The organism is Streptomyces sp. 7R007, assembly GCF_054850255.1.
Map to the genome: position 1 here is coordinate 36,308 of NZ_JBTWMV010000011.1, position 11,869 is coordinate 48,176.

Annotated in this window: 11 protein-coding genes and 1 tRNA gene; 5 read left to right on the forward strand and 7 right to left on the reverse strand. The window is 70.6% G+C overall.

Annotated features, from left to right (window positions below; all coding sequences use genetic code 11):
• Position 1: 1 nt before the first annotated feature.
• Positions 2-1,609 (reverse strand): dynamin family protein, encoded by a 1,608-nt coding sequence (locus tag ACYF6T_RS16670; protein ID WP_461697162.1) that lies wholly within the window; start codon positions 1,607-1,609, stop codon positions 2-4.
• Between the two features lie 321 nt (positions 1,610-1,930).
• On the opposite strand from ACYF6T_RS16670, the gene ACYF6T_RS16675 reads away from it, so the two are divergent.
• A tRNA-Arg gene (locus ACYF6T_RS16675) sits at positions 1,931-2,003 on the forward strand.
• 15 nt (positions 2,004-2,018) lie between these two features.
• The gene (locus ACYF6T_RS16680; RefSeq protein ID WP_461697163.1) at positions 2,019-2,159 is read left to right on the forward strand and encodes a hypothetical protein; all 141 of its coding nucleotides are present in this window, start codon (positions 2,019-2,021) and stop codon (positions 2,157-2,159) included.
• A gap of 141 nt (positions 2,160-2,300) precedes the next feature.
• Here the strand turns inward: ACYF6T_RS16680 and ACYF6T_RS16685 are convergent, their stop codons facing one another.
• From ACYF6T_RS16685 to ACYF6T_RS16710, 6 genes are all read right to left on the reverse strand, one after another.
• A complete protein-coding gene (locus ACYF6T_RS16685) occupies positions 2,301-2,699 on the reverse strand; it encodes a hypothetical protein (protein ID WP_461697164.1) in 399 nt (132 codons plus the stop codon).
• 325 nt (positions 2,700-3,024) lie between these two features.
• Complete coding sequence (locus ACYF6T_RS16690) at positions 3,025-6,141, reverse strand: helicase HerA domain-containing protein (protein WP_461697165.1); 3,117 nt, start codon at positions 6,139-6,141, stop codon at positions 3,025-3,027.
• Positions 6,138-6,749 (reverse strand): hypothetical protein, encoded by a 612-nt coding sequence (locus tag ACYF6T_RS16695; RefSeq protein ID WP_461697167.1) that lies wholly within the window; start codon positions 6,747-6,749, stop codon positions 6,138-6,140. The genes ACYF6T_RS16690 and ACYF6T_RS16695 overlap by 4 nt, the downstream gene beginning before the upstream one ends.
• 29 nt (positions 6,750-6,778) lie before the next feature.
• Positions 6,779-7,864, reverse strand: a complete 1,086-nt coding sequence (locus ACYF6T_RS16700) for a hypothetical protein (protein ID WP_461697168.1) — start codon at positions 7,862-7,864, stop codon at positions 6,779-6,781.
• An 8-nt stretch (positions 7,865-7,872) separates the two neighbouring features.
• Positions 7,873-8,376 (reverse strand): DUF4365 domain-containing protein, encoded by a 504-nt coding sequence (locus ACYF6T_RS16705; RefSeq protein WP_461697169.1) that lies wholly within the window; start codon positions 8,374-8,376, stop codon positions 7,873-7,875.
• A 394-nt stretch (positions 8,377-8,770) separates the two neighbouring features.
• Positions 8,771-9,808, reverse strand: a complete 1,038-nt coding sequence (locus ACYF6T_RS16710) for a cation diffusion facilitator family transporter (RefSeq protein ID WP_461697171.1) — start codon at positions 9,806-9,808, stop codon at positions 8,771-8,773.
• A 162-nt stretch (positions 9,809-9,970) separates the two neighbouring features.
• Here ACYF6T_RS16710 and ACYF6T_RS16715 point away from each other — a divergent pair, with 162 nt between their 5' ends.
• The 3 genes from ACYF6T_RS16715 to ACYF6T_RS16725 all read left to right on the forward strand — a co-directional run bounded on the left by ACYF6T_RS16715 (position 9,971) and on the right by ACYF6T_RS16725 (position 11,852).
• The gene (locus ACYF6T_RS16715; RefSeq protein ID WP_461697172.1) at positions 9,971-10,462 is read left to right on the forward strand and encodes an SAM-dependent methyltransferase; all 492 of its coding nucleotides are present in this window, start codon (positions 9,971-9,973) and stop codon (positions 10,460-10,462) included.
• Positions 10,455-11,435, forward strand: a complete 981-nt coding sequence (locus ACYF6T_RS16720) for a D-2-hydroxyacid dehydrogenase family protein (RefSeq protein ID WP_461697173.1) — start codon at positions 10,455-10,457, stop codon at positions 11,433-11,435. The genes ACYF6T_RS16715 and ACYF6T_RS16720 overlap by 8 nt, the downstream gene beginning before the upstream one ends.
• Positions 11,436-11,573: 138 nt before the next feature.
• The gene (locus ACYF6T_RS16725) at positions 11,574-11,852 is read left to right on the forward strand and encodes a chaplin (protein WP_461697174.1); all 279 of its coding nucleotides are present in this window, start codon (positions 11,574-11,576) and stop codon (positions 11,850-11,852) included.
• Positions 11,853-11,869: the final 17 nt, after the last annotated feature.

Genomic DNA, 11,869 nt, shown 5'->3' on the forward strand with positions numbered 1-11,869 from the left:
GTCACCTCTCCTTCTGCAGTACGGACAGCGCGGCGATGAGTTCGGCCTGCGGCTCGGGGTGGACGTCGAGGGCGTCGAGGGGCGCGAGACGACGCTCGCGCTCGGCGTGCAGCACGCGGTCCACGTGCTCGGCGAGCAGACGTCCGCCACGGTCGCGCAACCGCAGCGCGCCGTGCGCGCCGATCCGCTCGGCGAGCCCCTCGCCGGCCGAACGCGCCCGCCGTCCGCCGAGCAGCGCCGTGGCGACCAGCGCGGCGACCGCCTCGGGATCCGGTGCGGCACCGCGGTCGAGGTCGCGCACCTCGTCCTCGGCGAACTCCTCCAACTCCCGCCGCCAGCGCCGTACGGCCAGACCGATCCGGTGTTCGGCGCTCTCCAGGGAGGGATCGCGGTCGGCGAGTTCGGGGGCGTGCGAGGCCGGTTCGCGCCGCCAGGCCTCGTCGACGCGCTCGTCGGCGGCGGTGACCGCGCACAGCAGCAGCGCCGCCAGGCTCTCCACGAGGGCGTCCAGGAGCTCGCCGGCGGTGCAGTCGAGCGGGAACGCGCGCCAGCGCTTGAGGGCGTCCCCGGCGAGTACGGCGCCGGCCTGCAACCGCCCTCGCACGCGCGCGTGCTCGCTGTCGTAGGCGGCGTCGACGGCGGAGGTGAGGCGCAGCGCGGCGGCGTACTGCGCGGCGGCGGCGCCGGCCAGTTCGGGCATGCGGGACTTGAGCGAGTCGAGTACTCCACGGGCGGTACGGGCCATGGCGTACTGGCGTGCGGCGGGGTCCTGGGCGTGGTGCACGAGCCAGGTCCTCAGCGACGCCACGGCGGTGGCCGGCAGCAGGCCGCCGCCCCAGGCGGACTCGGGCAGTTCGGGCACGGTGAAGCGCGGCACGTCGCCGAGGCCGGCCTTGGTCAGGAGCGCGGCGTACTGCCGGGACACCTCGGAGACCACCTGGTGGGGCACCCGGTCCAGGACGGTCACGAGGGTGGCGTCGTACTCCTTGGCGGTGCGCAGCAGATGCCAGGGCACGGCGTCGGCGTAGCGCGCGGCCGTGGTGACCATCACCCAGATGTCGGCGGCGCAGATGAGTTCGGCGGCCAGGACGCGGTTGTCGGCGACGAAGGAGTCGACGTCGGGCGCGTCGAGGAGGGCGAGTCCGCGCGGGAGCGTGTCGGCGGTCTCGACGCGCAGCACGCGCGCGGGGTCCTCGCCGGGCAGCAACAGGTCGTCGGACGGCTCCCGGTGGGGCACCCACACGCGCGTGAGGTCGGGCAGTACGCGCATGCCGCTGAACCAGTGATGGTCCTCCGGATGGCACACCAGCACCGGCGTCCGGGTGGTCGGCCGCAGCACGCCGGCCTCGCTCACGCGCCGCCCCACAAGGGAGTTGACGAGGGTCGACTTGCCGGCCCCGGTCGAGCCGCCGACCACGGCCAGCAAGGGCGCTTCGGGCTCCCTCAACCGGGGCACCAAGTAGTCGTCGAGCTGTGCGAGCAGTTCGTCGCGGTTGGCACGCGCGCGTGGCGCCCCCGCCAGGGGCAGCGGGAAGCGTGCGGCGGCGACACGGTCGCGGAGGGCGGAGAGTGCGTCGAGCAGCTGAGGCCGTACGTCCAAGGTCACCACATGCGAAGAATGCCCAATTTTAGGGGATATCTAAAGCATATGGGCATGTCTGCGCGCCGACTGGACACAAGGGACGGAAGGGGCGACTGGGACGAGGGCAAAGCCCAGGCATAACGAGTGCACAACACCCGGTGCGCGAGGCGCCAAAAGCGATGCACGATTCGTACCTGCCTGCGATTATCAGGACCGCTTCACCGAACCTCCACATCGAGCCACGGAGGCGAAGCAACAGGGACAAGGTCGCGGGAGCCCTATCCTTGTCCCCGGCAACGTCACGGAACGGCCCACACCCGGGCACCCACGACAGAGGCCACCACACCGGCCCCCGTAGCTCAGTGGATAGAGCAGGCGCCTTCTAAGCGCTTGGCCGCAGGTTCGAGTCCTGCCGGGGGCGCCGCCGCTACTTTGCGTGTTTCCGCAGGTCAGATGGGGCATCCGCCGCGACGATGTCGCCGCCGGCAAAACCGGCGCCCTGTTCACCCGGGCCGAGGGCCGCGACGCCATCGACGTCGACGGCCTGCTCAGGACCGGCTACAGCCGCGAGCGCTGATCGAACTCGCCACACAGGACGACGCCGGATCCGACCGACGGATGTTCGCCGACGCCCTCCGCCGTGTGCAGCGCTGCACCGACCAGCAACATGCCGCCTACGTCCTCGACACCCAGGCAGCCGCCGCGCCCCGCCAGCAGTTCAACGACTGGCAACAACTGCACGGCTGGCACCCCGGCCGCCGCCGCGAGACGTCCGGTGGCCCGTCGTACCCGGCAGGCAGCCGAGCAGACGGCACAACTGCCTGGCGGGGTCGGAAAGGCCCTGGCAGGCCAGGGCGAGAACCGCGCTCACCGATGGGGTCCTGTCCTCCGAGTGTGGTTGGCCGCCGGTGCCGAATACCAGTACCGCGTCGTTGAGGCTCAGCTGAGGGCGCTTCTCCACCAGCCCTTCGCCGGCCGCGCGCAGCGCCAGCGGCAGGCCGCTGCGGATCCCGAGCAGCGCCCGGGCCGCGCCGTCCGCGTCCGTGACGCGCCAACTGCGTACGACCTCGACCGCCGATCGCTCGTCGAGCGGTTTGGGGGGAAGGGCCACCACCACGCCGTCCCATGGCCGGCCCCGGCAGGCCGGTGCGGCTGGGGAACACGAACAGACCGGTGGCCGGGGCGGACTTCGGCTGTCTGACGGGGCGTCGTCGATGACGAGGGTGTCGCCTGCGGCGGTGACAGTGCGGAAGAGCGCGGTTCGCTCGCGCAGGTCCGTCTGCCTTCCAGGACGGCGCAGAGGTGACTGCCGGGGTAGGACGGCTCAAGCGCCCTGGCGGCGCTGTCCGTGCCGAAAACCCTGTCCGCGCAGGTCAGGGTTTCGGCACGGACACACCAGCGCAGGACCACAGGCCAGGACGCGCTCACCGCCTCACGACCGCTCAGCTACCTCGGCGGGCTCGCTCGACGATCTCGTCCTCCTTGAGCGGCACATCGTGGTGACTGAGGCAGATCGGCACCTGGATCTTGCTGAATCCGGTCCCCTCGCTTGCGGCGTTGAACATGCCGGCCTTGAGGCCGGCGAGGTTGTCGAGGACTGCGTTCCGCGCCTGTGCCATGGTCTTGGCCGCCTCGATGTGGGCGGGTTGTGTGAGCCGGCCGATGAACTGGTTCACGGTGTTGCCCAGCGCCTGGTTGTGGATCCCCCTGGGGAGCTGTGAGGCGAGGACCATCCCGAGTCCGTACTTGCGTATCTGGCGGATGAGTTCGACCGTGCTGTCCGTACTCGGATTCGACGCACCGGAGGGCACGAAGTTCTGCGCCTCGTCCATGACCAGCAGCCCGCCCAGGGCACGGTCGCCGACCGGGTGTGCCCTGAACCATGAGAACAAGGTCGCCTGGAGGCGGCTGACGAATTGGGCCGGTCCATCGCCGGACAGGCCGATGAAGCTGATCACCGAGATACGGGCGGCCTTTCCCGGCGACGGGATCAGGAGCATGCCTGGATCGGCGGGTGCGCCGGACTCCCCGAACAGCGGGTCGGTTTCCATCGCGGCTTCCAGCGTGTCCGCCATCTGAACCGCGAAGCGGCTGGTCCTGCTGTTCACGATGTCGCTCGGGGGCTCGGCGAGCAGCTCGACGAAACCGGCCAGGGTCTTGCCGCCGTCGCGCGCGTACCGTTCGAGGGCACGTTTGAGGACCCCCAGCTGCTGGGTCGCGCGAGCACTGCTGCCGCGTACACCGGCATGTGGCGCGAGTGAGGTCACGGTCGACCTGACCAGACGGGGGAAGTCGTCCTCGTCGTCGAGGACGGGACCGAAGTCGGGAAGCGGGTAGAAGGAGATCGGACGCCCCCGGTTCAGACCCGGTGTCCACACCACCACTTCGACATCCGCGAAATAGCGTCGGGCCTCGCGCTCATGGTCGTCCGTCCAACCCTTCGGCGGGCGCGACCAGGGGTCGCCGAGCCGTGCGAGGTCGTCGTTCGGATCCAGCACGATCGCCGAGACGCCGCGCAGAGCGCACTGCTCCACAAGCCGCTTGATCAGGACCGTCTTGCCCGATCCCGCCCCGCCCACCACCGCGGTGTGCATCCGGAGCCGTTCCATGGGCACCGCGAACGAACGGCCGCCCCGGACCGTGGTTCCGACGACGATGTCGGTACGAGCGGGCTCGGCGTCCTCCGGTGTGCCCGCCGCATCCACCGCCGCCCTGGAGCCGACTTCCGTGGTCGCGATGCCGAGATGCTGCCGCAGGTCTGCCAGCACCGGCGCGAAGACCTCGATGCGGGAAGCGGGGCGCTCCTGTCGCAGCCATTCGTCCAGGCCTGGCGTACGGTCGTCGAGCATGGCCCGGAGGGCGGCCAGGGTCCGGAGGTCGGCGGCGCCGATCGGTAACGACACCCCGCCCCGCGCCTCGAAGTCGTCCTTGATGTCCTTGGTCTTGGGGCCGCTCGGGTACGGCGTGTTCCGCAGCAGGATCAGCCGGCGGCTCGCCAGGTCGGCCGTCAGGCCGGCCTCCACGGCCGCGTTACGGATCCGGTTCTGGGCGGCGATGGCGTTGTTCGCGGCGATCGCCCGGAAGGACCAGTGGAATTCGTTCTCGCTGGCCTCGTCCACGACATAGCGCAACCGGGCGTGCAACGCCGCCTTGCGGCCGAAGTCGGTCTCGATGGAGAACCGCGTCTCGTCGGCACCCAGTTCCCTGACCAGACTCCGCAGCCCCGCGCCCAGCAGGGCAGGCATCAACCCGTCCTCGGTGGTGGGGTCGAGCGGCCCGAGGTCGTCCGCCTCGGCACGGAGCTTGTCGAAGGGCTCCGTGAGGGTGCTCGGGTTGACGGCCCTCGCCGGTGCGGGCGGTGCGGCCGCCGTGGGCTCTGCGCCTGCCAGGGAGATCAGTTCGGCCACCGTGCCGGTCTGCAGACACGCCTCGATGTGCTTCTGGACCCGGATGAGCAGCCGCCGTGCGGTGTAACGGTGTGGGGCTTCGGCCAGCGCCGCCGAGGTGACCGGCCAGGTGGGATACGGCGGAGTGAACCCCACCGACTCGTAGGAGGCCCGGAAGCGGCTGCTGACGATGGCGGCGGCGGTGGCCTCGTCGGGAATCGCGCCGAGCGTCGGCAGAACCTCGAACCGGTCCAGGGCCGACCGGACCGCCGCCCGGGAAATCTGCTCCCAGGTGTCCTCGTGGCACGCCACGACCATCAGGGTCCGGCGGGCTTCCTCCCGCAGTTCCATCAGGCCGGTGGCGATCTCACCGCTCAGCCGCTTCGCGGCCCGGCCCTCGCCGGAGGCGGGCGACGTCAGCGACGACGTCTCCGCGGCGGACACCAGGGTGTCAAGCTGGTCGAAGGCGAAGACCAGCGGTCCGACCAGGGCGAACAGGCGCGTCAGATCGCGGAGGACGAGTTGAGCCTGTCGCACGCCTGGCGACATCCCCCAGGCGGCGCGCTTGTCCCCGTCGTCGTCGTTGAGCGCGAAGTAGGCCCTGCCGATCTCCACGCGATCGCCGGTGGAGGCTATGAGCGCCAGCGCGCGGGCCGTGTCCGCGGCCTCGTTGCCCACCTGCCGGTCGATGGTCCGGATACCCCGGACGAACGCATCGACATGGGCGCGCGTCAACTCGCGCCGGCCAGTGACGGCGGTATGGGTGTCCGTGTCCAGACGAGCCTGACGCGAAAGCCTGTCGAGCAGGCGAATCAGTTGTTCCTGGCCGCCTTCATCCTCCCGGTAGAGACTGTCGACGAGACTGTTGGCGGCGCTCTCCCAGAAGTTCCGGCCGGTGACCAGCTTGATGTAGAAGAAAGAGCCGCCGCGCTCCTGGATCTCGTGGCGGGTCCAGCCGAGCAGATGCGTCTTGCCCGAGCCGCTCTCGCCACGCACCACGGTCGCAACCGGCGAGTGGGCGCGCTCGACGGCGCCCATCGCCCTCCTCAGCCGCCGGAACACCTCGGGATGAAGGCCGTCGACATGGTAGGAGGTCACCGGTGTCCAGATCTCTTCCTGGGTCAGCGCGGTGTTGATGTACAGCGTCTCCAGGGCAGCGAGTTCCCCGTTCACGCCGGTCCGATCCGCAGCAGGTGGCGCGGTTCGCCGCCGATGTCGACGGCGGCTTTGCGGTCCTCGTCGCTGAGCGTGCGCCGGTTGAGCTCGCCCATCAGATGTACGTCGGGCTGCTCGATCATCCGGTCGAGTTCGGCGTCGACGGCCCCTCGCGGCAGGTTCTCGAGCCATGGGCGCAGCGCCGACAGTCTGACCCAGCTGCCCGGTTTCCGGCGGACGGTGAGTTCCTTGTAGACCGCGCGGATCCAGTCCTCGACGTCGGGCTGGAAGAACTCGCCGAACTTGGTGCCGGAGCGGGCCAGGTACTGTCCGACGTTCTCCAGCACCGCATAGAGCACCCCGGCCGGAAACTTCGCTCCGTCCGGGCGTCCGGCCACCAGAGCGGACTCGCACCAGGTCCGGCCCGCGGTCGTGAGCTGGTGCGTGTTGACCGCACCGCGCTTCTTGGTCACGATCCGCTCGGCATCCTCGTTCACTCGCCGTCGCACCGCCGCGGTGATCTCCAGGCCGGCGAGTTCGCGCAGTTCCCGGTTGGTCACCGGCCGCGCGACCACCATCAGGGCGAACAGCGACGCATGATCCCGTACAGTCAACTCCGTCGGCACAGACCCCTCCTCGATGAGCCGAAATCCGGTCAGATGTCGAACCCCCGCCCGGGCACCAGTTCCACCCGGCCGGTCACGCTGGACAACTCGCCCATGACAGTGATCTCTCGCCGTTCCCGGTGCGCGGTGATCGCACGGTCGTACGAGACCTGGTCCGGGAGCCGCACCCAGACGGCCCGCCGGGCCAGTTCGGTGTGCTCGGTGCGCAACTCACCGCGGACCTTGATCCGCCACCGGTCGTTGCCGGAGGAGTCGTCATGCAGCCCCTCGACCACACCGGTGACCGTCGCGGCACCGGTGGCGTTGAGGCTGCGAAGCCGCAGGGACGCGGCGTGCAGAAGCGATCCCGAGCTCTCCGGGAACGCGACGACGCGTGACGGCTCATCGAGTGGCTGCGAACGCGCCCACCGGAAGCCAATCTCGAAGGGCTCGCTCCGGTCGAAACCGGAGAGCTCGCTGAGCGCCTTGCACAGATCCGCGGAGACGCCGGCCGTGACGGTCTCGTCGAAGGCTGCGGGCGTGTCCGCCGCTACGGCTGCCTGGGCCGCGCTCACCGCCTCAAGCATCTGGACCAGCACGGCCCGACCGGTGACCTGCTCCCCGCTCGGGGTCCGGGCCGTCGCGTCCGCTGCCACCCGGATCTCGACGACGTAGCTCCCGGCGCGGGAGGGGCCGAGTTCGGCGGCGCGCAAGAGGTCGCCCACCACGCCCGGTTGTCGGCCGGCGAAGGCGAAGTGCGGCCCCTGCACGACGGTACGCGCCGCCGCCGTCAGGACGTTGCGGACGCCCAGAACCGTCTGCGTACCCAGGAGCAGCGAGGTGTAGCCGGGGTCGTGGCCGGTGGGAAACGTGTGGAAGGACTGCTTGTCCAGCTGCGGTCTGGCGATCTCCAGAGCGATGTCGTCCGCCGGCCGGTCCTCCAGCGCGCACAGACAGCGCAGGATCTCCCGTACTCGGAGGTCGTTGTCGCCCATGCCGTCGCGAGCGGGTACCAACACCTCGTAGTCGCCCGGGTGTTGCCAGACACTCGCTCCGCGCCAGCCTTGTGGATCCCGCTCCCAACCCGTTTCCGCCAGATAGCTGGCGATGTCGTCGACCTTCAGCGGGATCGTCATCGATTCCCCTACCAGTCGGACTGCGTCTCGGCGAGCCGGCGCAGTGAGGCGGCGGTGAGCACGTTCGCTGTCGGAACCCTGACCGGACGCTTCCGGTTGCGGTCCGGGTTCTTGATCGGCTCCTCGGAGCGGAGCGAGACGAAGTAGCCGAGGTGATGGAGCATCACCCCGTCGGTGCTCATGACCGCGTACGCCTGGTTGTCGGCGGGGACGCAGATGACGAACAGAAACCGGGGCACGGTGAAGTCGGGACCGGCGAGCCTGTTGAACTGCCACTCGTTGAGCCCGCGGTAGTTCAGGTGGCCGGACGACACGGACGGCGCCGACCATGTCTTGATCTGAGCCTCGACAGTGGGTGACAGCGTCCGTCCGTAGCGGCCGGTGGCGCGGAACCCGAGGTCGACCCCGTCCGCATCGAGATCGCCTTGCAGGACGATCAGCCCTGCCGCAGAGGCCAGCACACGGACGTAGTCTTCGCCGAACTTGCCCTGATGCTGCTTCGCATCGAGCACGAAAGCCCCCCTATGTCCCCCCACGGTGGCACACAGTAGGGGGCATCTTACGGGACGTGCTCACGACTGTCAGAGCCCCATAATGAGCCTTCCGAGAGGTCTGCGAGGGAGACAGCGATCCCCAGCGGAAAGGCCAGCCGCACCACGTGCCGCGTGCGCCGGTCGCGCATGGTCGGCCGCCTCAGGACACCGGCCGTCGCCAACAGGAGCAATGACAAGCTTCCCGACCGAAACCCCCAGCTCAGATCGCCGTCCCTCTGCGCCGCGCCCCGCCGGCACGTTGGTGTCGCTCTCGCCGGCGCTGGCCGGGCCTTCAGCTGAACGTCACCGCCCCGGCCAGGCCCTCCAGCGGGGCCCGTTGCGGGGAGTCGGCCTCGGTGAGCGATGCCCCACGTCAGTGCTCATGCGGCCCCGGCCGGTGGACCGGTCCGTGGGCGTCGTCGCAGTGGTCCGGTGTGGCCGTCGGCGGCGTCGTGATCTGCAGCAGTTCCTCCGCCTGGGCGTCCTCCCCGAGGTGGTCGACCTGGAGGGTCGCGTGGCTGATGCCGTGCCGTTTGCCGAGCAGTTGCTGCAGATGGCGGCGTACGGCGTGGCAGTCGCCTGACGGCTCGACCAGGACGTGGGCGGACAGGGCCGGTTCGCCGGAGGTGATGGTCCACACGTGCAGGTCGTGGATCTCCACGACCAGCGGCTGCCCGGCGAGTTCGTCGCCGATCGCGTCGGGGTCGAACCCGACCGGCGCCGCCTCCAGGAAGATCCGCCCGGAGTCGCGCACCAGCCCGTAGCCCGCCTTGGCCATCAGCGCCACCACCACCAGCGTGGCGATGGCGTCGGCCCGTGCGAACCCCGTCACCACCACGACCAGCGCCGCGACGGCCGTCCCGACGAAGGCGAACAGGTCGTTGAGGATGTGCTGGTAGGCGCCCTCGACGTTCAGGGAGCTGCGGTTGGCCCGGGACAGGCACCAGGTGGCGACCACGTTCACGACGATCCCGGCGAGCGCGGTGGCCAGCATCAGGCCGCCCTCCACCTCGGGCGGGCTGACGAGCCGCCGTACCGCCTCGTAGGCCAGCCAGGCACCGAGCAGCAGCAGCGTCAGACCGTTGGCCTGGGCGGAGAGGATCTCCGCGCGCTTGAGGCCGTACGTGAAGCCGCCGCGGGCCGGGCGGGCCGACAGCCGCATCGCGACGAGGGCGAGCACGATCGAGGCGGCGTCGGTGAGCATGTGCGCCGCGTCGGAGATCAGGGCCAGGGAGCCGGCGACGACACCGACGACGACCTCGGCCGCCATGAACACCGTGATCAGGGCGAGCGCGATGGCCAGCCAGCGCCGGTCGGCGTCCAGCGACACGCCGTGGGAGTGACCGCCGTGTCCGTGGCCGTGGCCGTGCCCGTCACCGTGGCCGTGCCCCTGGCTTCCGTGGTCGTCCATGACGTACGACTTCCCCCCTCGCGTCGAGTGGTCCGGTTCGCAGTGAAACGCATGGTCACGGCAATCGCCAAAGGCTGCACCGGTGACCGTTGTCATCACCGTTAACAACGCCCTGAGCTGCGCGGACGTGACGGCGGCCGGCGAGGCGCTACGGTGACCCGCATGTCTGACACCAGTGCGCCCGCCGAAGTGGTCCTCCTCCCGGTCGGCCGCGTGACGGGCGGCCGGGCCGACGTCCGGGACGACGACTGGGGTGACGTGACGGCCGTCATCCGCCTCGACGCCGGCCGTTTCGGCACCGACGCCGTGGCCGGTCTGGACGCCTTCTCGCACCTGGAGGTCGTCTACCACTTCGACCGCGTGCCCGAGGACCGGATCGAGACCGGCGCCCGGCACCCGCGCGGCAACCCCGACTGGCCGCTCGTCGGCATCTTCGCCCAGCGCGGCAAGAACCGCCCCAACCGCGTCGGCGTCTCCCGCTGCCGCCTGCTGCGCGTGGACGGGCTGGACCTGCACGTCCAGGGCCTGGACGCCGTGGACGGCACCCCCGTCCTCGACGTCAAGCCGTACCTGAGCGAGTTCGGCCCGCAGGGACCCACCAGCCAGCCCGAGTGGGCCACGGAGCTGATGCGCGAGTATTACCGGCGTGCCTGACAACACGACATCCGTACGGCTGCGCTGCGCCGTCCTCGACGACTACCAGCAGGTCGCGACCGAGGTCGCCGACTGGTCCCCGGTCACCGACGAGGTCGAGGTCGTCGGCTTCGCCGAGCACTTCGCCACCGAGGACGACCTGGCCGCCGCGCTCGCCGGCTTCGACATCGTCGTCACCCTGCGCGAACGCGTGCCCTTCGGCGCCGGCCTCCTCGCCCGCCTGCCCCGGCTGAAGCTGCTGGTCGCCTCCGGCATGCGCAACAGCGTCATCGACTACGTCGCCGCCGAGGCGCACGGCGTCACCGTGTGCGGCACGGCGAGCGCCTCGACGCCTCCCGTCGAGCTGACGTGGGCGCTGCTGCTGGGCCTGGCCCGGGGGATCGTCGAGGAGAGCACCGCCCTGCGCTCCGGCGGGCCCTGGCAGCAGACGGTGGGCGCGGACCTGCACGGCCGCCGGCTCGGACTGCTGGGCCTCGGGAAGATCGGCAGCCGGGTCGCCCAGGTCGGCCTCGCCTTCGGCATGCGCGTCAGTGCCTGGAGCCGGCACCTCGACAAGGAACGCGCCGACGAGGTGGGTGTCGAACTGGCGTCCTCCAAGGAGGAGTTGCTGGCGAGCAGCGACTTCGTCTCCGTCCACCTCGCCCTCAGCGACCGCACCCGCGGCCTGCTCGGCCCGGCCGAGCTCGCGCTGCTCAAGCCCACCGCCTACCTCGTCAACACCTCGCGCGCCGCGATCGTCGACCAGGACGCGCTGCTGACGGCGCTGCGGGAGGGCCGTATCGCCGGGGCGGGCGTGGACGTCTTCGACGTGGAGCCGCTGCCCGCCGACCACCCCATGCGCACCGCGCCCCGCCTGCTCGCCACGCCCCACCTGGGCTATGTCTCGCAGGCGAACTACGCGACGTACTACGGACAGGCCGTGGAGGACATCCGCGCCTTCCTCGACGGGGCGCCGATACGGCGGCTGGGCTGAGCCGACCGGGCGGGAGTGCGTGTTCGGGAAGGGTGATGCACCGATGAACGCCGTGACCCTCCGTCAGTGGCGGCGTTGAACGGGGAGTGCGACGGCGAAGTGGTGCCGGCGCACTCCCCGAGTAAGAAGGAGAACGTGATGTCTCGCATCGCGAAGGTCGCCGGCGTGGCGCTCGGCGCGGGTGCCGTCGTCCTCAGCGGCACCGGCCTGGCCATGGCGGACGCGGACGCCAGCGGCGCGGCCGTCGGTTCGCCCGGCGTCCTGTCGGGCAACCTCGTCCAGGTCCCGATCCACATCCCGGTCAACGTGTGCGGGAACACCGTCGACGTGATCGGCCTGCTGAACCCCGCGTTCGGCAACAGCTGCGAGAACGACAGCCACCAGCACGACAAGAGCGGTCACGGCTACGGCGGCTGACGCCGGTGAAGTCGCGG